This window comes from Streptomyces sp. NPDC036984 (assembly GCF_055607665.1).
On record NZ_JBVJRL010000022.1, the window covers coordinates 38259 to 62466 of the forward strand.

The 24208-nt window shown below is 72.7% G+C and carries 13 protein-coding genes and 1 pseudogene; 11 read left to right on the forward strand and 3 right to left on the reverse strand.

From position 1 onward, the window contains the following. Positions 1-9: 9 nt before the first annotated feature. Positions 10-468: a bifunctional DNA primase/polymerase gene (locus ACZ7DL_RS30885; RefSeq protein WP_470779136.1), complete on the forward strand. Its 459-nt coding sequence runs from the start codon at positions 10-12 to the stop codon at positions 466-468. A 145-nt stretch (positions 469-613) separates the two neighbouring features. After that, entirely contained in the window at positions 614-2365 is a 1752-nt protein-coding gene (locus ACZ7DL_RS30890) for a chitinase (RefSeq protein WP_470779265.1), read from the forward strand. Here ACZ7DL_RS30890 and ACZ7DL_RS30895 read toward each other — a convergent pair. Continuing rightward, positions 2301-2948, reverse strand: a pseudogene (locus ACZ7DL_RS30895) (phosphatase PAP2 family protein); the annotation flags it as partial. The gene ACZ7DL_RS30890 and the pseudogene ACZ7DL_RS30895 overlap by 65 nt on opposite strands. A 556-nt stretch (positions 2949-3504) precedes the next feature. Next, on the reverse strand, positions 3505-4839 hold the full coding sequence (gabT, locus tag ACZ7DL_RS30900) for a 4-aminobutyrate--2-oxoglutarate transaminase (protein ID WP_470779138.1): 1335 nt from the start codon (positions 4837-4839) through the stop codon (positions 3505-3507). Positions 4840-5130: 291 nt separating this feature from the next. On the opposite strand from gabT, the gene ACZ7DL_RS30905 reads away from it, so the two are divergent. The 3 genes from ACZ7DL_RS30905 to ACZ7DL_RS30915 all read left to right on the forward strand — a co-directional run bounded on the left by ACZ7DL_RS30905 (position 5131) and on the right by ACZ7DL_RS30915 (position 10541). Next, positions 5131-7278, forward strand: coding sequence for an ATP-binding protein (locus ACZ7DL_RS30905; protein ID WP_470779140.1), 2148 nt, complete (start codon positions 5131-5133; stop codon positions 7276-7278). Positions 7279-7375: 97 nt separating this feature from the next. Then, entirely contained in the window at positions 7376-8953 is a 1578-nt protein-coding gene (locus ACZ7DL_RS30910) for a PucR family transcriptional regulator (RefSeq protein WP_470779142.1), read from the forward strand. 142 nt (positions 8954-9095) lie between these two features. Then, positions 9096-10541 (forward strand): aldehyde dehydrogenase family protein, encoded by a 1446-nt coding sequence (locus ACZ7DL_RS30915; protein ID WP_470779144.1) that lies wholly within the window; start codon positions 9096-9098, stop codon positions 10539-10541. A gap of 197 nt (positions 10542-10738) precedes the next feature. Here the strand turns inward: ACZ7DL_RS30915 and ACZ7DL_RS30920 are convergent, their stop codons facing one another. Beyond that, a complete protein-coding gene (locus ACZ7DL_RS30920; RefSeq protein WP_470779146.1) occupies positions 10739-13573 on the reverse strand; it encodes a glycoside hydrolase family 3 C-terminal domain-containing protein in 2835 nt (944 codons plus the stop codon). Between the two features lie 344 nt (positions 13574-13917). On the opposite strand from ACZ7DL_RS30920, the gene ACZ7DL_RS30925 reads away from it, so the two are divergent. The 6 genes from ACZ7DL_RS30925 (at position 13918) to ACZ7DL_RS30950 (ending at position 24173) form a co-directional block, all read left to right on the forward strand. Then, the gene (locus ACZ7DL_RS30925; RefSeq protein ID WP_470779149.1) at positions 13918-15618 is read left to right on the forward strand and encodes a type 2 periplasmic-binding domain-containing protein; all 1701 of its coding nucleotides are present in this window, start codon (positions 13918-13920) and stop codon (positions 15616-15618) included. Continuing rightward, positions 15615-16640 carry an ABC transporter permease gene (locus tag ACZ7DL_RS30930; protein WP_470779151.1) on the forward strand — a complete coding sequence of 342 codons (1026 nt, stop codon included), beginning with the start codon at positions 15615-15617 and terminating at the stop codon, positions 16638-16640. Before ACZ7DL_RS30925 ends, ACZ7DL_RS30930 begins: the two co-directional genes overlap by 4 nt. After that, positions 16637-17587: a carbohydrate ABC transporter permease gene (locus ACZ7DL_RS30935; RefSeq protein WP_470779153.1), complete on the forward strand. Its 951-nt coding sequence runs from the start codon at positions 16637-16639 to the stop codon at positions 17585-17587. Before ACZ7DL_RS30930 ends, ACZ7DL_RS30935 begins: the two co-directional genes overlap by 4 nt. Positions 17588-17809: 222 nt before the next feature. Further along, a complete protein-coding gene (locus ACZ7DL_RS30940) occupies positions 17810-20014 on the forward strand; it encodes a WD40/YVTN/BNR-like repeat-containing protein (RefSeq protein ID WP_470779155.1) in 2205 nt (734 codons plus the stop codon). Then, the gene (locus tag ACZ7DL_RS30945; protein ID WP_470779157.1) at positions 20011-21981 is read left to right on the forward strand and encodes a beta-galactosidase; all 1971 of its coding nucleotides are present in this window, start codon (positions 20011-20013) and stop codon (positions 21979-21981) included. The genes ACZ7DL_RS30940 and ACZ7DL_RS30945 overlap by 4 nt, the downstream gene beginning before the upstream one ends. Continuing rightward, positions 21978-24173 carry a glycosyl hydrolase family 95 catalytic domain-containing protein gene (locus ACZ7DL_RS30950; protein WP_470779159.1) on the forward strand — a complete coding sequence of 732 codons (2196 nt, stop codon included), beginning with the start codon at positions 21978-21980 and terminating at the stop codon, positions 24171-24173. The genes ACZ7DL_RS30945 and ACZ7DL_RS30950 overlap by 4 nt, the downstream gene beginning before the upstream one ends. Positions 24174-24208 lie beyond the last annotated feature (35 nt).

Consider the following 24208-nt stretch of genomic DNA (forward strand, 5'->3'; position numbering starts at 1 on the left):
GGCTTGTCGATGAGTGGGGAGAAGACGGCGGTCGAATGGCTGGCATCCGTCGCACCGGACCCCGACGCCTGCCGCTGGGAGTGGGAACGCAACCCCCTCGGGGTCGCCCTGCTGCCCGCCGGCAAGGCGTGGGACGTCCTGATCCTGCCGGGTGACCTCGGCTATCCGACCCTGGACGTACTGACCCGGATCCTCGGCCAACCCGGCCCGGTGCTCGTCGACTTCGGCGACGACCGGGTCGGGTTCTTCGTGCCTCCGGGCACCGCGGCCCGCTGGCTCGGCACCGGCATCCGTACCGCCGGAGCCGGCACCTGGATCGTCGTGCCGTACCCCGGGCGGGCGAGCCGTGGCGTGCGCTGGCTGGTGCCGCCGGACGGCTCCGGCACGCTGACCGACCCGGCGCTGCTGGAACTGGCGCTGCACGAGGCGGCGGCGGACCTGGCCAGGCGGCGGGAGGCGGACGGGTAACGCCCGGACACCTTGACAACAGGATTGGTCTGGACCAAGTTGTGTGCGCTCCGCCCCTCCAACTCCCCCGACCACGGAGGTCCTTGTGGATCGCGCCAGACGTCCCGGATCCGTCCTCGCCGTGCTCACGGCCGTAACTCTGGCCATGCCCGGTGTCACCGCGCTCTCGTCGGCCGCCCGCGCGGCCGACGCGGACGTCGCCACCAACGGCGGCTTCGAGTCCGGCCTGACCGGCTGGACCTGCACGGCCGGTACGACGGTCGACTCGCCCGTGCACAGCGGCGGTTCCGCGCTCCGGGCCACCCCGGCGGGCAGCGACAACGCCCAGTGCCGCCAGACGGTGACCGTCCGGCCCGACGCGCAGTACACCCTGTCCGGATACGTCCGCGGCTCCTACGTCTACCTCGGCGCGAGCGGCACCGGCACCACCGACGTCTCCACCTGGACCCAGTCCGCCCCCGACTGGCAGAAACTGAGCACCACCTTCCGCACCGGGGCTGCCACCACCAAGGTCACGATCTACACCCACGGCTGGTACGGCACCGGCGCCTACCACGCCGACGACATCACCCTGGTCGGTCCCGGCGGCAGCGGCACCGGGCAGCCGCCCGCCGCGCCGACCGGTCTGAAGGCCACCTCCGCGACCTCTTCCTCCGTCGGCCTGTCCTGGTCGGCGGTGACCGGAGCGACGGGTTACGCGATCTACCGCGACGGCGCCAAGGCCCAGACGGTGACCGGCACGTCGGCGACCGTGTCCGGCCTCGCGGCCTCGACGGCGTACAGCTTCCAGGTGACCGCGGTGAACGACGCCGGCGAGTCCGCGAAGTCCGCGGCCGTCACCGCGACGACCAGCGCCGGCAGCGGCGGCTCCACCGGCCTGCCCGCCCACGCCCTCGTCGGCTACCTCCACGCGAGCTTCGCCAACGGCGCCGGCTACACCCGCCTCGCCGACGTCCCCGACAGCTGGGACGTCATCGACCTGGCCTTCGGCGAGCCGACCTCGGCCACCTCCGGAGACATACGCTTCAACCGCTGCCCGGTCACGGAATGCCCGAACGTGGAGAGCGACGCCGACTTCAAGGCGGCCGTCAAGGCCAAGCAGGCGGCCGGCAAGAAGGTGCTCATTTCCATCGGCGGCCAGAACGGCCAGGTCCAGCTGACGACGACGGCCGCGCGCGACGCCTTCGTCTCCTCGGTCTCGAAGATCATCGACAGCTACGGCCTCGACGGCCTCGACATCGACTTCGAGGGCCACTCGCTGTCCCTGAACGCCGACGACACCGACTTCAAGAACCCGAAGACCCCGGTGATCGTGAACCTGATCTCGGCGCTGAAGACCCTGAAGGCCACGTACGGCTCGTCGTTCGTGCTGACCATGGCGCCGGAGACCTTCTTCGTGCAGAACGGCTACCAGTACTACGGCACCGGCAAGTGGGGCGGTCAGGACCCGCGCTGCGGGGCGTACCTCCCGGTGATCCACGCCCTCCGCGACGACCTGACCCTCCTGCACGTCCAGGACTACAACTCGGGCCCGATCATGGGACTGGACGACCAGTACCACTCCATGGGCGGCGCCGACTTCCACATCGCCATGACCGACATGCTGCTCACCGGCTTCCCGGTGGCCGGCAACCCGGACGACGTCTTCCCGCCGCTGCGCCCCGACCAGGTCGCCATCGGCATGCCGGCGTCGACGAACGCGGGCAACGGCCACGTCGCCCCGTCCGAGGTCACCAAGGCCCTGGACTGCCTCACGAAGAAGACGAACTGCGGCTCGTACGCGCCCCACGGGACCTGGCCCGCCCTGCGCGGCCTGATGACCTGGTCGGTGAACTGGGACCGCTACGCGAACTGGGAGTTCCAGAAGAACTTCGACGCCTACTTCGGCCGCGGCTGAGGCCCGGCACCAGCGACAGGGTGGCCAGCAGCACGGTGCACAGACACCAGCTGGCCACCACGTCCAGCGGCCAGTGCCAGCCCCGGCGGACCAGGCCGTACGACACTCCGAGGACCACGGCCGCGCAGCAGCCCACCAGCCGGCGGCGGGCGGCGGACGAGCGGAGCCAGGGCAGGAGGAGCAGGGTCGCGGAGCCGTACGCGGCCGCCGCCGTCGCGGTGTGGCCGGAGGGGAAGTAGCCGACCGCGGGGGGCACCACGGGCGTGCCGGGCCGGGCCGTCCACTCCTTCAGCGGTACGACGATCGCCGGGACCAGCGCCATCAGCACGGCCGCGGCGAGCGGCGGCAGCCACCACCGCTCGGCACCGGCGGCCCGGCCCCGCCACAGGACGTATCCGATGGCGACGGCCAGCACCGGTACCGCCACCCCGATGTCGCCGAGGTCGGCGAGCAGTTCCGAGAACCGGTCCGGGCGGACGAGGGCCCGGCTGGCGGCCGCGTCCAGCCGGAGCAGCGGTCCGTCGGCGACGACCTGCCAGGTGATGAGGGCGAAGGCGAGCGCCGGAAGGACCAGGAGCAGCATGGCCCCAGCCTGTCAGGCGGCAGGGCGCTGCGGGTGCTCAGGGCCCCGGTGTGGGGCGGGCGCGTTTCTCGCATGGGCGCGCTTCTCGCGTGCCGCGATGCTCGCGTGGCGCGTTTTGTGACGTGGGCGCGTTTCTCACATGGGCGCGGGCCCGACGGGGGCGCGTTGCCCATGAGGCACGTGGGCGCATTACCCATGAGGCGGGGGAGAAGGAGGTCGGCCGCCCCGGAACAGGGGGGATGGTTCCGAGGCGGCCGTCCGGATCGGAACGTCGCTCGCCCCGGGGGGTTTGGGGCGGCGACCGTCCGATCGGTGAGGAGATCCCGGAGCCGTCAGGCGCCGGTTGTGTGCGCGAGGGCACGACCAGGTCGAAGCTGGGGAGGCCCCGGCCTGGAGTCGCCCACAGTCCCCTGTGGGCGGGGTGTATCTCTCATCTGGGTAGAACCTACGGCAGGCGCGGGCGCTTGGGCAGATGGAATCCGCTCCCGTCATCCACCCCGCACACGTTCTTCACACGGCCTGCCGCAGGCACCCTTCAGAGGTGCAGACCCATCGCTCAGATGCGCGCGAAAGCCTGCTCGATGATGTCGAGGCCCTCGTTCAGCAGGTCCTCGCCGATGACCAGCGGCGGCAGGAAGCGGAGCACGTTGCCGTAGGTGCCACAGGTCAGGACCAGCAGGCCCTCGGCGTGGCAGGCCTTGGCCAGCGCGGCGGTGGCCTCGGGGTTCGGCTCCTTGGTGGCGCGGTCCTTCACGAGCTCGATGGCGATCATGGCGCCGCGGCCGCGGATGTCACCGACGATGTCGAACTTCTCGGCCATGGCGGTGAGGCGACCCTTCATGATCTCCTCGATGCGCTTGGCCTTGCCGTTGAGGTCCAGCTCCTTCATCGTCTCGATGGCGCCGAGCGCACCGGCGCAGGCGACCGGGTTACCGCCGTAGGTGCCACCCAGCCCACCGGCGTGCGCGGCGTCCATGATCTCCGCGCGCCCGGTGACGGCGGCCAGCGGCAGACCGCCGGCGATGCCCTTGGCGGTCGTGATCAGGTCGGGAACGATGTCCTCGTCCTCACAGGCGAACCACTGCCCGGTCCGGCAGAACCCGGACTGGATCTCGTCGGCGACGAAGACGATGCCGTTGTCGTTGGCGAACTTCACGATCTCCGGCAGGAAGCCCTTGGCCGGCTCGATGAAGCCGCCCTCGCCGAGCACCGGCTCGATGATGATCGCGGCGACGTTGTCCGGGCCGACCTGCTTGGTGATCTGGTCGATGGCCTGCTTGGCGGCCTCGGGGCCGGCGTTCTCCGGGCCGGTCGGCCAGCGGTAGCCGTACGCCACCGGCACCCGGTACACCTCGGGCGCGAACGGCCCGAAGCCGTGCTTGTACGGCATGTTCTTGGCGGTCAGCGCCATGGTCAGGTTGGTCCGCCCGTGGTAGCCGTGGTCGAAGACCACCACGGCCTGCCGCTTGGTGTACGCACGCGCGATCTTGACGGCGTTCTCGACGGCCTCGGCGCCGGAGTTGAACAGCGCGGACTTCTTGGCGTGGTCACCCGGGGTCAGCTCGGCCAGCGCCTCCGCGACCTCCACGTAGCCCTCGTAGGGGGTGACCATGAAACAGGTGTGCGTGAAGTCGGCGAGCTGGGCGCTGGCGCGCCGGACGACGGCCTCGGCGGACGCGCCGACGGAGGTCACGGCGATACCGGAACCGAAGTCGATCAGCCGGTTGCCGTCGACGTCCTCGATGATGCCGCCGCCCGCGCGCGTGGTGAAGACGGGCAGCACGGAGCCCACGCCCTGTGCGACCGCGGCGGTACGGCGGGCCTGAAGCTCCTGCGACTTCGGGCCGGGGATGGCGGTGACGACGCGGCGCTCCTGCGGAAGTGCGGTCATGGGGGGCTCCCTGATGATCTTGCGTACCGGCGGTCCCGGGCGGTTCCGGGCGGTGCGTTTTCGGACGCATACCTTCTTTTCTCGCAGGCTAAGACCGGTTCCGGGGGGCGGGCATGCTCCATGTGGGCGTTGTCGGCGAGTCCGGTTGTCCGCCGTGGACATAGCCCGCCCGGGCGGGTACGGCCACCTCTCGGCCGCGTAAGCGGTGAACTCCCGTTCCGGGGGCGTTAGATTGGCTCGCTGATGGTGGACGGAATGGCGGACGGAACGGCTGGTCAGGGGGCAGGGTCGATGGACACCGACGGCACACGGGACGCACGCGGCACGCATGCGAACCCGGTACCGCGCCCGACGGCGCCGCTTGACGGGGCGGGGGTGCCGCCCATGCCGGCAGGTGCGCCGCCGGCACCCTCGCTCCCGCCCGGCGCGCCCCCCAAACCAGACGGCTCACCCTTCCTCACCTGGCTGCGGGCTCCCCGCCCGGAGGCCCCGCCCGGCGTGTGGCGCTTCGGGCACCGGCCCCGGCCCGAGCGGGAGCCCGAGCAGATCCCCGCCCGGCAGCTGCTCAGCGGCGCATTGATCGCCTTCCTCGTGGGCTGGCTGGTGTGGTCCCTTTTGTGGAACGGCTATCTCGGCGCCTGGTGGGTGCTGCCATTGGAGCTGTTCACCCCCGACTCCTGGCGCCAGGGCAACGACCGCGTCGGCAACGCGATCCTCTGGTACTCGTACTACACCGTCATCGCCCTCGCCATCCTGCTCGTCGTCGGACGCCTCGGCCGCTGGGGCGAGGTCTGGCGCCGGTACGGGCCGTCCGCCTGGGGTCCGGCCGCGCCGGTGACCGAGCCCCCACCCACCCCCGACCACGACCCCGCCGAATGGCCCCAGCTGCGGCAGGCCGGGGTCCATGAGGCTGCCGAGCGGCTTGCCGCCGAGGCCAGGGCCGGGCTCATGCGGGATGTGGATCATGCGCGGATCAGCCGCGCCTGGCAGGGCGTGCGGAGCGGCCGGCACAGTCTCGGCGCCTTCACCGGCGCCGTGCTGAAGGACGGCGCCGCGGCCTGCCTGCACCCCTCCGGCGAACGCGACCTGCCCGCCCGGCACGCCCGGCACGACCTGCTCACCGGGCAGGTCCGCCTCGGCACCACCGCCGACGACCCCCGCAACCCCTACCACTACCGCGGCGCGGGCCTCGCCCTCGGCCCCGACCTGCTCGGCACCTCTCTGCTCGCCGTCGGCCCGGCCGGCTCCGGGAAGACCGGGGCCGTGGTGCGCCCGCTCGCCGAGTCGCTCTGCCTGCACGCCCTGGCCGGCCGGGCGTCGGTCGTGGTGGTCGGCGCGGCGGGCGCCGGCCTCGGCCCGGCCGAGGCGTACGACGTCGTCGTCCGCGTCGGTCACCCCGGATCCGTGTACGACCTCGACCTCTACGGCGGCACCAGCGACCCCGACGAGGCCGCCGCCATACTCGCCGAGGCCCTCGTCGGCGACCTCGCCGACCCGCACCCGGGCAGCGACAGCCGCCGCTCCACCACCGTCCTGGCCCAGTTGCTCGGCCCCTTCCGCGCCGTCCACGACCGCTTCCCCTCGGTACCGGAACTGCGGCAGCTGCTCGACGGCGCCCCCGGCCCGCTGGCCGCGCTGCGCAAGGGGCTGACCGACACCGGGCACGCCTCCCTGATCCGGGAACTCGACGCCCGGGAGCGGCAGATGGCCCATCCGGGGGACGTCGGCACGGTTCTCGCCGACCGGATCGCCCTGCTCGACCGGCCGGCCTTCGCCGCCTTCTTCGACACCTCCGGACAGAGCCGGCCGTTCTCGCTCAAGGCCCTCGACCACCCGGTCCGGGTCCGCATCGACCTGCCCCAGCGCGGCCACGCCGACGCCTCCCGGATCCTGGCGCGGCTGGTGCTCGCCCAGTTCACGGCCTCGGTGACGGTGCGGGAGGACCGGTCGCTCTTCGCCTGCCTGCTGCTCGACGACGCCACCGGAGTCGTCACCCCGGAGGCCGTCCGCGGCATCCAGCGGCTGCGGAGCGCCAACGCCGGCACGGTGCTCACGCTGCGCACCCTGGACGACGTACCCCGGCCGCTGCGCGGTCCGCTGCTCGGTGCCACGGGCTGCCGGATGGCGCTGTCCGGGCTCACCCCCTGGGACGGGCAGGACTTCGCCGAGGTGTGGGGCAAGGAGTGGACGGAGACCCGGGACGTCACCGACCGGCAGATCATCGCCGAGACCCCGGCCGGCAAGGCGGTGCACATGCTGCGCCGGGTGATCACCGGCCAGGCACCCACTGCCCGTGCCGTCACCGTCCGGCAAGTGGAGCGAGAGCGCTGGTCCGCGTCCGAGTTGGCTCATGGGGTGCCGGCGGGGCATGCGGTGTTGTCGTTGACCAGTGTGCAGGGGGAGCACGCGCCGCCGTTGCTCGTGGATCTGCGGGGGTGAGCAGGGCCAGCGGGGGATCGTACGGTGAGGCAGAATCGGCGTAGGCCGTTCATACACGGCGGCCAAAAGACCACTCCTCCCTCACGGTGAAGGCCCCATGCCCCCGACTCTCGCCTCGCTCGTCCACCACTCCGCGCTGAAGCTGACCGTGCGTGCGGGCGAGGACCGCCTGGACGTGCCCGTCCGCTGGGCGCACGTCAGCGAGCTGGCCGACCCCGTGCCCTACATGGAGGGCGGCGAGCTGCTGCTGATCACCGCGCTGAAGCTGGACGCGGAGGATCCGGAGGCCATGCGGCGGTATGTGCGGCGGCTGGCCGGCGCGGGCGTGGTCGGGCTCGGGTTCGCCGTCGGGGTCAACTACGAGGAGATCCCCAAGGCGCTGGTCGACGCCTGTGCCGAGGAGGGGCTGCCCCTGCTGGAGGTGCCCCGCCGCACCCCTTTCCTCGCCATCAGCAAGGCCGTCTCCGCCGCCATCGCCGCCGACCAGTACCGGGCCGTGACAGCAGGCTTCGCGGCCCAGCGCGAGCTGACCAGACAGGCTCTGAACTCCGGCCCCGAGGGTGTGCTCGGCGCGCTCGCCGCGCAGGTCGACGGCTGGGCCGCGCTGTACGACGCCTCGGGCGCCGTCGTCGCCGCCGCCCCGGAGTGGGCCGGCCGCCGGGCCGCCCGGCTCACCGCCGACGTGGAACGGCTGCGGGAGCGGCCCGCCCCCGCGTCCTCCGTGGTCGGCGGCCCGGACCACGAGGACCGGGTGGAGCTGCACTCCCTCGGCACCGGCCGGCGCCCGCGGGCGGCGCTCGCCGTGGGCACGGCCGCCGCGCTCGGCACGGCCGAGCGGTACGCCGTCCACTCCGCCATCGCCCTGCTCACCCTCACCACCGAACGCTCCCGCTCCCTGCACGCGGCCGAGCAGCGGATCGGTACGGCGGTGCTGCGCATGCTCCTCGCCGGGGAACCGGACCATGCCCGGGCCGTCGCCGGGGACCTGTACGGCGGGCTGCTGGACGCGCCGTTCCGGATGATCGTCGCCGAGTCCGGGTCCGGTACGTCGGGCGAACCGCTGGGCGAGCTGGCGGAGGCCGTGGAGGCCGCCGCGGCGCGGTCCGGCGAGGCGGTGCTGGTCGTGCCCGAGGGGGAGCGGCTGGTGGTCCTGGCCGCCGACGAGGGCGCGGCGGTGGCCGCCTGCGCCGCGTACGCGGCGGCCCGAGAGGCCGATCGGGCCGTGCCCGAGCAGGGGCGTGCGGACGAGGGCGACCTGGTCGTCGGTCTGTCGGCGCCCGCCGGGCCGATCGCGGCGGCAGCGGCGTACAAGCAGGCCGAGCAGGCGCTGTCGGTGGCACGGCGGCGGGGGCGGGTGTTCGTCGAGCACGAGCAGCTGGCCGCCGGATCGGTACTGCCGTTGCTGGCCGACGACGCGGTGAAGGCGTTCGCGGACGGGCTGCTGCGGGCCTTGCACGAGCATGACGCGACCGGGCGCGGGGATCTGGTCGCCTCGCTGCGGGCCTGGCTGTCACGGCACGGGCAGTGGGACGCGGCCGCGGCGGACCTGGGGGTGCATCGGCACACGCTGCGGTACCGGATGCGGAGGGTGGAGGAGATTCTGGGGCGGAGCCTGGACGATCCCGACGTGCGCATGGAGCTGTGGCTCGCGCTGAAGGCGACCTCCACGGAGTAGTGCGCAGCGCCGAGTAGTCCAAACAGTAGTGCCCGGTCCGTTCACTGCTACGAGTCGGACAAACGACCCTCGGCCGGCCCCGCCCTACCGTGGACCAGGCAAACCAAGCACACCCCCAACGCGGAAGGGCCGGGACTCGTACATGACTTCCACCCATGCCTTCTGGCTCGCCGGCCGCCAGGTCACCGGCGAGGACACCTTCGACGTCACCTCCCCGTGGGACGACCGGCTCGTCGGCAAGGTGAGCATGCCGACCGACGCCCAGGTCGAGGAGGCCGTGGCCGCCGCGTACGCCGTGCGGGACGAGTTCGCCGCCACCCCGGCGCATGTGCGCGCCGCCGCCCTCGACCACGTCAGCAAGCGGCTGGCCGAGCGCACCGAGGAGATCGCCCAGCTGATCTCCGCCGAGAACGGCAAGCCGATCAAGTGGGCCCGGGGCGAGGTCGGCCGCGCGGTCTCCGTGTTCCGGTTCGCCGCCGAGGAGGCCCGCCGGTTCAACGGCGGCGAGGCCCAGCGGCTCGACACCGACCTCGGGGGCCAGGGCCGGCTGGCCCTCACCCGGCGTTTCCCGAAGGGTGTCGTGCTCGGCATCGCGCCGTTCAACTTCCCGCTGAACCTGTGCGCGCACAAGGTCGCCCCGGCGATCGCGGCCGGCGCCCCGATCATCCTGAAGCCGGCCCCGGCCACCCCGCTGTCCGGTCTGATCCTCGGCGACCTGCTCGCCGAGACCGACCTGCCGGCCGGCTCCTGGTCGATCCTCCCGGTCTCCAACGACCGCATGCCCGCCCTGGTCCAGGACGAGCGCCTGCCGGTCATCTCCTTCACCGGTTCCGAGAAGGTCGGCTACGCGATCATGGACTCGGTGCCGCGCAAGCACTGCACGCTGGAGTTGGGCGGCAACGGAGCCGCGGTCGTCCTGGGCGACTTCGCCTCCGACGCCGACCTGGACTGGGCCGCGACCCGCATCGCGACCTTCTCCAACTACCAGGGCGGCCAGTCCTGCATCTCGGTGCAGCGCGTGATCGCCGACGCGTCGGTGTACGACCGGCTGCTGCCGCGCATCGTCGCCGCCGTCGAGGCCCAGGTCACCGGTGACCCCTCCGACGACAAGACGGACGTCGGCCCGCTGGTCAGCGAGGACGCGGCCAAGCGCGTGGAGACCTGGGTGAAGGAGGCCGTAGAGGCGGGTGCCACGCTCCGCACCGGCGGCGACCGCGACGGCGCCTCGTACGCGCCGACGGTCCTCACCGACGTACCGGCGCACGTGACGATCGCCTGCGAGGAGGTCTTCGGTCCCGTTCTCACCGTGCAGAAGGTGGACGGCGAGGCCGAGGCGTTCGCCGCGGTCAACGACTCCAAGTACGGCCTCCAGGCGGGCGTGTTCACCCACGACCTCCAGGTCGCCTTCCGCGCCCACCGTGCCCTGGAGGTCGGTGGCGTGGTGATCGGCGACGTCCCGTCCTACCGCGCCGACCAGATGCCGTACGGCGGCGCCAAGCAGTCCGGTGTGGGCCGCGAAGGCGTGCGGTTCGCGATGGAGGACTACACCTACGAGCGCGTGCTGGTTCTCACCGGTCTCGCGCTCTGACCTGCCACGGACAGGTCGGAAACGGAACGGCCGCAGCCCACTGTGCGGGGGCTGCGGCCGTTCGCGTGTCCGGACACTCCTATGGCTAATGGGAACCGTTTTCAGGTAGTCTGACGGCGGGCCGCCGAACCGGAGGAGCCCGGCACCGCTGCCTTCCGGTGCCGGGCCCCTTCCTGGTGCCGGTCTCCTCCGGACCCTCAACCGGAGAAGCCGACGTGCGCGAGCCGCAGCGGGCCGCGCAGTCCGAGGCGGATGTCGCGGACGCCCGCGGCGGCGCACGCGGCGGTGAGCGTGGTGTACGCGTAGGGGCCGCCCGTGGGGGTGTCCAGGGTGAGCGACGCCAGCACCGGGCCGCCGTCCAGCGACACCTCCAGGGTGCCCTCGCCCGCCACCAGCGCGGTCACCTCGCGCACGCCCGCGTCGAAGTCGCAGGCACGGTAGACGAGTTCGGCCGTGCCGGCGTGGGCCGGCGTCACCGCGTCGCCCGCCGTCCTCGTGCGGTCCACGATCACGCTGCCCGACTGCTCGTCGAAGTCGGCCGCGGCAAGGCCGCGCCACAGCACCGGGCGGGGTGCCGGGGGTGTCCCGTCCAGGTGCACGGTCGTGCGCAGGCGTACGTCCTCGCTGGACGCGCCGAGCAGCAGTTCGTACGGGCCCTGCTCCAGGCGCCATCCGCCCTGCCGCACGTCCCAGAACTCCAGCGCCGACAGCGGGACTTCGAAGGAGACGGCGGCCGTCTCGCCGGGGCTGAGCGTGAGCCGGCGGTGCGCCAGCAGCTCGCGGCGCGGGCGGGTCACCGACGGGTCCACGGCCCGGCCGTACAGCTGGACCACCTCGTCCGCCGGCCGGTCCCCGGTGTGGGTGACCGTGCAGCTCACGTGCACCGAGCCGGCCTCCACCCGGGCCGCCGCCCCGGCGTACGCGAAGGACGCGTACGACAGGCCGTGGCCGAAGGGGAAGAGCGGGGTGCCCTCGAAGTAGAGATAGGTCTGCCGGCTGCCGATCACGTCGTAGTCGAGGAGGTCGGGCAGGTCCGCGTCGGCGGCGTACCAGGTCTGCGGGAGGCGGCCCGCCGGGCAGACGTCGCCGGCCAGCACCCGGGCCAGCGCCGTGCCCGCAGCCTGGCCGCCGTGCGCCGTCCACAGCGCGGCCGGCAGCCGCGTCACGTCCACCGCGTACGGGTACGCCGACACCAGCACCAGCACGGTGCGCGGGTTGGCGGCGCGGGCCGCGTGCAGCAGCCGCCGCTGGTGCTCCGGCAGCAGCAGGGTCGTACGGTCCTCCGTCTCCCGGCCGTTGATGTGCGGGTCGTTGCCCGCGACCACCACGACGACGTCCGCCTCGGCGGCCGCCCGGGCCACGGCCCGCTCGCCCCGCTCGACCGTGATCACCTCGAAGACGTCGCCGGTGTCGGCAACCTTCACGCCGTCGGCGGCGACCCGGACATGGCGACCCGTGCCCAGATGCTGGAGGAGGTGACCGCCGCGGTGCGGTTCGAGGCGGAACGTCTCCTGGACGACCCAGCCGCCGGGCTGGTCGGCGGAGGCGCGCAGAAAGCCGTCCTCGGCGACCGAGAGATACCGGCCGTCGGGGGCGCGCAGGGTCAACACGCCCTCGCCCCAGTCGGCCAGCGCGAACTCGGTGCCGGTCGTGTCGGTGGTCAGCGGGGGCAGATCGGTGCGGCCGGACAGCAGCGCCGGGTCCAGCGCGCCCGCGGCGCCGCGCGCCTGGTCGGGGGCGTCCGCCGGCGGCACGGACAGGTACGCGCCCGCCGCCGTGCGCAGCCGGACCCGGTCCACACCTTCCGCGAACTCCACGCGCTCCGCGCCGAACCGCTCGTACAGGCCCTCCAGCGCAGTGGAGCGGCGCAGGAGGCTGCCGCTGTACCAGTCGAGTTTGCACTCGTCGGCGAGCAGACCGACGACCGCGATCCGGGTGTCCGGGGCGAGCGGCAGCAGGTCGTCGTCGTTCTTCAGCAGCACCACGGCCTGCTCGGCGGCCTCCCGCGCGAGCGCCCGGTGCGCCGGGGTGTCGAACTCGCCGGTGCCCGCGTGCGGGTCGTAGTGCGGGTCGAACTCGCCGAGCCGGAAGCGGACCGAGAGCTGGCGGCGGACGGCGGTGTCCACGTCCGCCTCGGTCAGCAGGCCCTGCTCCAGCGCCCCCGTGACCCGGGCGGTGATCGGCGAGGAGTCCGTGCCGTGGTCGGTGAAGCTGTCCACGCCGGCCAGCAGGGCCGCCGCGGTGGCCTCCTCGTGGGTGTCGAAGTAGTGCTCGGCGTCGACCAGGTTGGAGGGCGCGCCGGCGTCCGAGCAGACCAGCAGCTCCTCGTCGGTCCAGGTGCGCAGGTGTTCGCGCAGCTGCGGGGAGAGATGGTTGGGGCGGCCGTTGACCAGGTTGTAGGCGGGCATCACCCCGGCCACCGCGCCCGCCTCCACCGTCTCCCGGAAGGCGCGCAGGTCGTACTCGTGCAGCACGCGCGGGCGTACGGAGGCCGAGGAAGTGGCGCGGTCCGTCTCGTTGTTGTGCGCGAGCCAGTGCTTCAGCACAGGCGCGGTACGCCAGTACCGGGGATGGGTGCCGCGCAGTCCGTGGGTGTACGCCGTGGCGATGGCCGACGTCAGCTTCGGGTCCTCCGAGTAGCCCTCCTCGTTGCGGCCCCACAGCGGGTGGCGCAGCAGGTTGACCGTCGGGGACCAGACGTTGAGGCCGACCCGGTCGTCGCGGGCGCGCATCGCCCGGGCCTCCTTGGACACCGCCTCGCCGATCCGCCGCACCAGGTCCGGGTTCCAGGTCGCGCCGAGGCCGACCGCCTGCGGGAACACCGTCGCCGGGCCCATCCAGGCCACGCCGTGCAGCGCCTCCTGGCCGGTCCGCCAGGCGGCGATGCCCAGGCGCTCCACGGCGGGCGTGAACTGGTGCAGGAAGGCGATCTTCTCGTCCAGGGTGAGCCGTGCCAGCAGGTCGTCGATGCGCTTCGCGAACGGCAGGTGCGGATCGCGGAACGGTGGCGTGGACGGCGAGTCATCGGTCACGAGCGGTTCCCCTTGCGAATGGAGCGGCGCGGCGCTTTCGAAGCGCTTCGATGCTCATCGGACAGAGGCCGGGGTGTCAAGGCGCCGGGCTCGAACAGGACCGAAATCTCCGCGGCGCCGCAAGGGGCTTCTGGTCCCGTCCGGACACGCCGGAGGTCCGAGGAATCTTGCAAACGACCCTTGTGCGCCCTCAGGCGTTCACTTAATCTCGCAGCAACATCGAAGCGCTTCGACTGCTTCTACCGCCCGCGATGCAGAACGCCTCCGCTCAGCCGGATCCACTGAAGACACCGCAGCCGACGGCCACCGCCGGGTGTCCTGGTGCGCCATGAAGGGTTGACGCAATGACGCCGAACGCCGCCTCCTCCGCCACCAGCCGGAGAAGCTCCCCCAGCCGGAGAAGCTTCCTCGCCTCCACCGCGGTCGCCGCCGCGGCGGTGGCCGGCGGGCTGCCGCTGCTCACCGCCTGCGGCGGCGGGCAGGAGGGCCGCAAGGAAGGCACCACCTCCGGCAAGGCGGCACAGAAGATCCTCCCCGCGTATGTGGCATCGAGCGTCGTCGCCCCCGACATCCCCGCGAAGAACGGCTCCGCCGCCGGCTTCACCAAGGCCGTCGCCCTGGACCGGCTGAAGACCTCCGTGCCGAAGAAGCTCGGCAGCGGCGGCAAGCTCTCCGTCATGGCCCCCCTGTGGGGCACCCCGCCGGACAACTCCAACGCCTACTACAAGGCCATGAACGCGGCCATCGGCGTCGAGACCGGCTGGCAGAACCAGGACGGCAACACCTACGACGAGAAGCTCGGCGCGGTCCTCGCCTCCAGCGACATCCCGGACGTCGTGGTCGTCCCCGGCTGGAACCTGATGGGCAAGATCCCCAGCGCCATCAACGCCAAGTTCGCCGACCTCGGCCCCTACCTGTCCGGCGACAAGGTCAAGGACTACCCCAACCTCGCCGCCGTCCCCACCGACGCCTGGCAGCGCTCCATCTTCGGCGGACAGCTGCGCGCGATCCCGTTGCCCGGCTCCTACGTCACCAACATCGCGCCCTTCTACCGCAAGGACGTCTTCGATCAGAAGGGCTGGCAACCGCCCAAGTCCACCGACGAGTTCCTCGCCTGGGCGAAGGAGGCCACCGACGCCAAGGGCGGGGTGTGGGCCTGCGCCGACATGAAGTGGACCGCCTTCAACGCCTTCGGCGTCCTCAACGGCAGCGACAAGGCGCTGTGGTGGCACCTCCGGGACGGCAAGCTGATCAACCGGGTCGAGACCGAGGAGTACCTGGAGGCCCTCGAATGGGCCCGCAAGCTGTTCGCCGCGGGTGTGGTCCACCCCGACGACAAGGCCGGCAAGACCGCCAACCCGCCCGGCACCAGGTTCACCGCCGGCAAGCTCCTCGTCTACAACCAGGACCTGTCCGACTGGTTCGGCAAGACCTCCGAACAGCGCACCCAGAACCCGGACTTCGAGATGGCCGCGATGGACATCTTCACCCACGACGGCGGCGACCCCCTGCTGTGGGCCGTCCAGCCCGCGAACATCTTCACCTTCATCAGCAAGAAGGCGTCCGAGCAGCAGATCAAGGACTTCCTCGCGATCGCCAACTTCTGCGCCGCGCCGTTCGGCACGAAGGAACGCCTGCTCGCCGAGTATGGCGTCGAGGGCACCGACTTCACCCTGAACAAGGGCGTGCCCACCAAGACCACCAAGGGCGTCAACGAGGTCCTCGGCGCCTTCGACTACACCGGCAAGCCCGCCGCGTACGTCGCCCACCCCGACTTCCCCGAGGTCACCCGGGGCATGGTCGAGTGGCAGCAGCGCATGGGCGCCTTCACCAAGAAGTCCTCCTTCTACGGCCTCACGATCACCGAACCCGGCCGCTGGTCCAACCTCGCCGACGACTTCGAGCAGCTCGAGGACGACGTCGTACGCGGCCGGAAGAAGATCGGCGATGTGCAGCAGGCGGTCGCCGAGTGGAAGAAGCAGGGCGGCGACGACCTGCGCGACTGGTACCGCAAGCTGCTCGACTCCACCGGCTCGGCGACGTGACCAGCACCGTTGCCCGCAGCCGGGCCGGGACGAAGACGGGGGAGGGGGGCCCGGCGGCGGCCGGCGGCTCCGCCGGCCGCCGCAAGCCCGAACGCAAGCTGAGCCTGAGGACCAGGTTCCGGCGCGACCGCACCCTGATCCTGATGACGCTGCCCGTGGTCCTGCTGCTCCTGGTCTTCAACTACGTCCCGATCCTCGGCAACGTCGTCGCCTTCCAGGACTACGACCCCTATCTCAGCGACAACGGCTTCGTCGCCGTCTTCCAGAGCCCCTGGGTCGGCTTCGAGCAGTTCCAACGGGTCTTCGCGGACTCGGAGTTCTGGCACGCCGTGCAGAACACGTTCGTCCTCTTCTTCCTCCAGCTGGTGCTGTTCTTCCCGATCCCGATCGCGCTCGCGCTGCTCATCAACAGCGTGATCCGGCCCCGGGTGCGCGCGGTCGCCCAGGCGATCATGTACCTGCCGCACTTCTTCTCCTGGGTGCTGGTCGTCACCGTCTTCCAGCAGATCTTCGGCGGTGCCGGCGTCCTCGCGCAGACCCTGCGCGAACACGGGCACTCCGGCTTCGACGTCATGACCGACCCGTCCGTGTTCAAGTACCTGGTCACCGCGCAGATGGTCTGGAAGGACGCGGGCTGGGGCATCATCGTCTTCCTCGCCGCGCTCGCCGCCGTCTCCACGGACCTGTACGAGGCCGCCGCCATGGACGGCGCCGGACGCCGGCGCCGCATGTGGCACGTCACGCTGCCCGCGCTGCGGCCGGTGATCGCGCTCCTGCTCGTGCTGCGCGTCGGTGACGCCCTCACCGTCGGCTTCGAGCAGTTCCTGCTCCAGCGGCAGGCGGTCGGCCCGGACGCGTCCGAGGTGCTGGACACCTACGTGTGGTGGAACGGCATCCGCAACCAGGACTTCAGCTATGCGGCGGCGGCGGGCCTGATCAAGGGGGTCGTCGGACTGACCCTCGTCCTCGTGGCGAACAAGGTGGCCCACCTCATGGGCGAGCAGGGGGTGTACGAGAAATGAGCGCCGTGGTCGAACGGCCGCCGGGGGTACGGGACGCGGACCGGCACAGCCGGTGGGCGGCGCCGCCCCGGCCCGTCTGGGAGGAGGAACCGGCGCGGGCCGGGCTCGCCGCGAAGGGGCTGGTCCTCGCCATCGCCTGCTTCGCCGTGCTCTTCCCGCTGTGGATCGTGGTCGTCACCAGCCTGTCCCCGAAGAAGGTCATCGACGAGACGGGCGGACTGGTGGTGATCCCCAAGGGCATCACCTTCGTCGCCTACCAGGAGCTGCTGAGCGGCGGCCAGGTGCAGCGGGCCGCGCTGGTCAGCATCGGGGTGACGCTCGTCGGCACGCTGTTCAGCATGACGGTGTCGGTCCTGTGCGCGTACGGTCTCTCGCGCCGGGGCTCACTGGGCCATCGCTGGATCCTGCTGACCCTGCTCGCGACGATGTTCTTCGGCGCGGGCCTGATCCCGACGTACCTGCTGGTCCAGGCGCTCGGCCTCACCGACACCTACCTCGCGCTGATCCTGCCGAGCGCGGTCAGCGTCTTCAACATCCTCGTGCTCCGGGGGTTCTTCATGGGCATCTCGCCCGAACTCATCGACAGCGCGCGGATCGACGGGGCGGGGGACTGGCGGATCCTGTGGCAGATCGTGCTGCCGCTGTCCCGGGCCGTGCTGGCGGTGATCACCCTGTTCTACGCGGTCGGGTACTGGAGCGCCTGGTTCAACGCGTCGATCTATCTGACCGACCAGAAGAAGATGCCGCTGCAGAACGTCATGATCCAGCTGGTCCAGAAGCAGGAACGGCCGGTCGGGCTGTCGGCCCAGATCAACACCGGTCAGCTGTCGCCGCTGGCCATCCAGATGGCGGTGATGGTACTGGCCCTGCTGCCGGTGGCCGTGCTGTCGCCGTTCGTCCAGAAGCATTTCCGGAAGGGGATGCTGACAGGAGCGGTGAAGGGGTAGCCGACGGCGCCTGTTCGAAGGGGCGGTGCGGTCTCGTCGGCGACTGCGGGTGGGTGGGGGCTGGTCGCGCAGTTCCCCGCGCTCCTTCAGGGCGCCCAGCGCCCTCGAGCGAAGCCGAGAGCTTGGGGAGGGCGAGGCACCCGCCGGCGCCGGCAAGCGACCCCACCCCCGCCCCGCACCCGTACCGGACCACCCGACCAAGACACCCAGCCGAGGTACCCCATGCCCACCCCCACCCGCAGAACCGTCCTCGCCGGAACGGCCGCCGCAGCCGCGCTCGCCACCCTCCCCAGCCAAGGCCACGCGGCCGGCCCCGACACCGCGGCCCCGGCCGAGCGGGGCGCGTACCGCTGGCGCACGGCAGTGATCGGCGGCACCGGCTTCGTCACCGGCATCCTCTTCCACCCCACCACCCCCACCCTCGCCTACGCCCGCACCGACATCGGCGGCGCCTACCGCTGGGACCAGGCCACCGCCCGCTGGACCCCCCTCACCGACCACCTCGGCTGGGACGACTGGAACCTCCTCGGCGTGGCGGCCCTGGCCGTCGACCCGGCCCACCCCGACCGGCTGTACCTCGCCCTCGGCACGTACGCCCAGCCGTGGGCCGGCAACGGCGCGTTCCTGCGCTCCGAGGACCGCGGCCGCACCTGGCACCGCACCGGCCTGCCCGTCCGGCTCGGCGCCAACGAGGACGGCCGGGGCACCGGCGAACGGCTCCTCGTGGACCCCCGCGACAGCGACACCCTCTGGCTCGGCACCCGCCACGACGGACTCCTCAAGTCCACCGACCGGGGCGACAGCTGGGCGCCGCAGAGCGGCTTCCCGGCCGCGCCCACCAGCGGCGGTCAAGGGGTCACCCTGCTCCTCGCCGCCGGCCGTACCGTCTACGCCGGCTGGGGCGACGCCGACGGCACCACCGCGCGGCCGAACCTGTACCGCACCACCGACGGCACCACCTGGGAACCCGTCCCCGGACAGCCCACCGGCACCGCCGCGAAGGTCCCGATCCGCGCCGCCCACGACCGCCACACCCACGAGCTGTACGTCACGTACGCCGACGCACCCGGCCCGAACGGCCAGTCCGACGGAAGCGTGCACAAGCTGAACACCGCCACCGGTACCTGGACCGACGTCACCCCGGTCGCCCCGGGCGGCACCGACACCTTCGGCTACGGCGGGATCGCGGTGGCCGGCGGCCGCCCCGGCACGGTCGTCGTCTCCACCAACAACCGCTGGTCCGCGGTGGACACCCTGTACCGCACCACCGACGGCGGCCGCAGCTGGGTCTCCCTGAAGGACTCCGCCGTCCTCGACGTCTCCGAGACCCCCTATCTCGCCTGGGGCGAGGACAGGCCCAAGTTCGGCTGGTGGATCCAGGCCGTCGCCGTCGACCCGTACGACCCGGAGCACATCCTCTACGGCACCGGCGCCACCGTCTACGGCACCCGTGACCTCGTCCACTGGGCACCCAGGATCCGCGGCCTGGAGGAGACCTCCGTACGGCAGCTGATCTCACCGCCGACCGGGCAGGCCCATCTGATCAGCGGGAACGGCGACATCGGGGTGCTGTACCACGAGCGGCTCACCGCCTCCCCGTCCCGCGGCATGGCCACGAACCCCGTCTTCGGTACGGCGACCGGACTCGCGCTCGCCGCGGCGAAACCGTCGTACGTCGTGCGCACCGGGTGGGGCGACCACGGGAACGGCGCCTTCTCGGCCGACGGCGGACGCACCTGGGCGCCCTTCCCGGCCCAGCCCGCCCTCGCCGAGGACGCCCCCGGCCCGATCGCCGTCGGCGCCGACGGCGGCGTGCTGCTGTGGACCTTCGTGCACTGGGACGGGACCAGGTACCCCGCCCACCGGTCGGCGGACGGGGGCGCCGGCTGGACCGAGGTGTCCTCCTTCCCCAAGGGAGCCACCCCGCTCGCCGACCCCGTCGACCCGGCCGTCTTCTACGCCTACGACACCGACACGGGCACCCTGTACGCCAGCACCGACGGCGGTCGCACCTTCGCCGCCCGCGCCGCCCGGCTGCCGTCCGGTGACAGCCGGTTCCAGTTGGCCGCGGCCCCCGGGCGGACGGGCGACCTGTGGCTGAGCACCAAGGAGAACGGGCTGTACCGGTCCACCGACGGCGGGGTGGGCTTCAGCAGGGTCGCCGGTGTGCGCGCCTCGTACACCCTCGGCTTCGGCAAGGCCGCCCCCGGCGCCGACGGGCCGGCGATCTACCAGGTGGGGGCGGTCGCGGACTCCGGTGTCGCCGTCCTGCGCTCCGACGACCAGGGCAGGACCTGGGTCCGTATCGACGACGACGCCCACCGCTGGGGCTGGACCGGGCAGGCCGTCACCGGTGACCCGCGGATCCACGGGCGTGTCTACCTCGCCACCAACGGGCGGGGCATCCAGTACGGGGAGCCGGTATGAAGCCGGGCCTCGCCGACGCCACCCGGGGGCGCGTCCTCTTCGGCGGCGACTACAACCCCGAGCAGTGGCCGGAGGAGACCTGGCGGGACGACGTCCGGCTGATGAAGCAGGCCCGGGTCAACTCCGTCACGCTCGGTGTCTTCTCCTGGTCGAAGCTCGAACCCCAGCCGGGCGCCCGGGAGTTCGGCTGGCTGGACCGGCTGATGGACCTCCTGCACGACCACGGCATCGGGGTCGTCCTCGCCACGCCCACCTCCTCCCCGCCGCCCTGGATGGGCCGGCTGCACCCGGACACCCTGCCCCGGGACGCCGACGGCCGCGTCGAACGGTGGGGCGGCCGGCAGCACTTCTCGCACTCCAGCGCCACCTACCGCCGCTACGCCGCCGCCATCACCGAGGACCTGGCCGCCCGCTACGGCAGCCACCCCGCCCTCACCATGTGGCACATCAACAACGAGTACTGCACCTTCGACTACGGCGACGAGGCCGCCGCCGCCTTCCGCCGCTGGCTGCGCGCGAAGTACGGCACCCTGGACGCGCTCAACTCCGCCTGGGGCACCGCCTTCTGGAGCCAGGGCTACGACACCTGGGACGGCATCCTGCCGCCCCGCCACGTCCACTATCTGAAGAACCCCGGCCAGGTGCTGGACTTCCGGCGGTTCACCTCCGACATGCTCCTGGAGTGCTTCACCACCGAGCGGGACATCGTCCGCCGGCACACCCCGCACCTCCCCGTGACCACCAACTTCATGCCGCTGTGGGTCGGGCAGGACGGCTGGCGCTGGGCCGAGGAGGAGGACGTCGTCTCCGTCGACCTCTACCCCGACCCGCGCGACCCGCTGGGCGCGCAGCGCGGCGCGCTGGTGCAGGACCTGACCCGCTCGCAGGCGCGCGGGCCGTGGATGCTGATGGAGCAGGCGGCCGGGCCGGTCAACTGGCGCGGGGTGAACCACCCCAAACCGCGCGGCCTCAACCGCCTGTGGTCCTTCCAGGCCGTCGCCCGCGGTGCCGACGCCGTCTGCTACTTCCAGTGGCGCCAGTCCCGGCAGGGCGCCGAGAAGTTCCACTCCGGGATGGTCTCGCACGCGGGGGAGGAGGGCCGGACCTTCCAGGAGGTCAAGGAGATCGGCGGGCAACTCGCCCGGCTGGAAGGCCAGGTGACGGGAGGTCACGTCACGGCCGAAGTCGCGATTCTGCACGACTGGCACTCCTGGTGGGCCGGCGATCACGAGGGCCGGCTGTCGACCCTGGTGGACCTGCCGGAGGTGCTCACCGCCTGGCACCGGGCGCTGTGGGAGGCCCACCTCACCACCGACTTCGCCCACCCGGAACACGACCTGTCCGGCTACCGGCTCGTCGTGGCCCCGCAGCTGTACCTGCTCACCGAGACCGCCGTCGACAACCTCCTCGCGTACGTCCGCGGCGGCGGCACCCTGGTCTGCGGCTTCCTCAGCGGCGTCGCCGACGCGGACGACCGGGTCCGGGCCGGCGGCATGGACGCCCGGCTGCGCGAGCTGTTCGGCATCCGCACCCTGCACGAGTGGTGGCCGCTTCAGGCGGGGGAGACCGTGGCGTGCGAGGGCTTTCGCGGCACGCTGTGGTCGGAGGAGATCGAGCCGGTGCCGGGGGCCGCCGAGAGCGTGCCGTACCAGGGCGGTGAGCTGGACGGACTGCCCGCCGTGCTGCACCGGGGCCGCGCGTGGTACGTCTCCACGCTCCCCGAGCCCGAGGCGCTGCGTGCCCTGCTGGCCGACATCGCCGCCGACGCGGGGGTGCGGCCGGTGCTGGAGGGGCTCCCGGCGGGCGTGGAGGCGGTGCGCCGGGGCGAGCTGCTGTTCCTGCTGAACCACGGGCGGGAGCCGGTCACCGTCCGGGTCCCGGGGACCCACCGCGAGCTGCTCGGCACAGCCGCCGTCACGGACACGGTCACCCTCGGCCGGTACGGAGTGGCGGTGCTGCGGTCATGAGCCGAACCCCGGTCCACGGCACCTGGGAGCCGGCCCCGGCCACCCGCTGGGAGGACGCCTTCCTCAGCGGGAACGGCCACCACGGCGCCCTTGCGTTCGGAGATCCGAACGACGAGCGGGTCGTCGTCACGCACCACGCCCTGGTCCGGCCGGGCGGCGGCGAGCACGCCCGGCCGCCCCGGCTGGCCGCCGCACTCCCCGCGCTCCAGGACCGGTTGCTCGCCGGTGACCTCACCGCCGCCGAGCGCTTCACCGACGGCCGCCCGCTCCAGTGGGTGCAGCCCTTCCACCCGGCCTTCCAGGTACGCGTCCGGTGTCCCGGCGCGGGCGGCGGGCGGGACCTGCGCCGGGCCGTCGACTTCACCAGCGGCGAGGTCGCGGCGGTCCGCGCCGACGCCGGCAGCCGCGTCTTCGTCTCCCGCGCGGACGACGTGATCGTGCACGAGATGACCGCGGGCGATCTGGACGTCCGCCTGGACCACCGGCTGCCGGGCGCGCCGGCCGGGCTGCGGGTCGGCCACGGCGCGCTGCTCACCCCCGAGGGTGCCCTGCTGAGCCTGCGCGCCCGGTACCCGGACAGCGACCGCGCCTACACCGGCGTCACCCTCGTCGCCGTCGCCGGCGGCCGGACGGAACTCGTCCCACCCGGTGTCCGGGTCACCGGTGCCCGCTCGGTACTGCTGCTGACCCGGGTGCGCCGGCACACCGGCGAGGCGGACGTGGTGGCGGAGGCCCGGCTGCTCCAGAGCCTGCTCGACGGCACCGAGCGGCCGTACGACACCCTCCTCGCCCGCCATCTGGACCGGCACCGCACCGCCTACCTGCGGGTCGGTCTCGACCTCGGCGCCGACCCGGCCGAGCGCGCCCTGCCCGGCTCGGAGCTGCTCCGGCGCCCGCTCAGCCCGGCCCTGCTGGAGCGGCTCTTCGCCGCCGGCCGCTACCACCTGCTGTCCAGCAGCGGCTTCAACCCGCCCCGGCTCACCGGACTGTGGACCGGCGACTGGAACACCGCCTGGTCCGGGGCGTTCACCACGAACGCCAATCTCAACCTCCAGACCGCCGCCGCCCCCGCCGCCGCCCTGCCCGAGGTCACCGAGGCGCTGGCCACGCTGGTCGAGCGGCAGCTGCCCGACTGGCGGGCCAACGCCCGCGCGATCTTCGGCACCCGGGGCGCCGTCGCGCCCTCGCACACCGACGGCGAGTCCGGGCTGACGTACCACTTCAGCCGCGAATACCCACTGCACCTGTGGACCGCGGGCGCCGACTGGCTGCTCAAACCGCTGGTCGACCACGACGAGATCCACGGCGGGCGGGATCCGCGCACCGCCGCCGCGCTCGCCGAGGCGGCCCTCTTCTACGAGGACTTCCTCACCCGCACCGACGCGGACGGCCACCTGGTCGTCGTGCCCTCCTACTCTCCCGAGAACCGCCCCGCGAACGGCAGCTGGGGCGCGATCAACGCGGCCATGGACCTCTCCGCCGCCCGTCACACCCTGCGCACCGCAGCCCGCTACCACCCCGAACACGCCGACCGGTGGCGGGCCTTGGCGGACCGGCTGCCGCCGCACCGGATCAACGCCGACGGCGCCCTCGCCGAATGGGCCTGGCCCGGACTCGACGACACCTACGACCACCGCCACCTCAGCCATCTGTACGACCTCTGGCCGCTGGACGAGATCACCCCCTACGACACACCGCGCCTGGCCGCCGCCGCCCACCGGGCCCTCGCCCTGCGCGGCGCCGAGAACGACTCCGCCCACGGCCATCTGCACCACGCCCTGGCCGCCGCCCGGCTCGGGGACGCCGGCCGCGCCGGTGACGCCCTCGCCCGGGTGCTGGCCGGCGACTTCTTCCACACCTCCCTGATGAGCGCCCACTACCCGCACCGGAACGTCTACAACGCGGACGCCGCGCACACCCTGCCCGGCGTGCTCATCGAGATGCTCGTCCAGTCCACCCCGGACCGCCTGGTCCTGCTGCCCGCCGTCCCGGACAGCTGGCCGAGCGGCGAGCTGCGCGGGGTGCGCACCCGGTTCGGCGCCCGGGTCGACCTCGCCTGGGGCCCGGACGGTGCCCGGGCCGTCGTACGGCCCGGCCGCACCCACCGCGTCGAACTGCGGACTTCCTCCGGCGCGGAGCCGCTCGACCTCGTCGCCGGAGAAGACCGCGTCCTCACCCTGGGGGCGCGGTGACCGGAGAAACTCCCCCCACCCATGGAAGGGACACC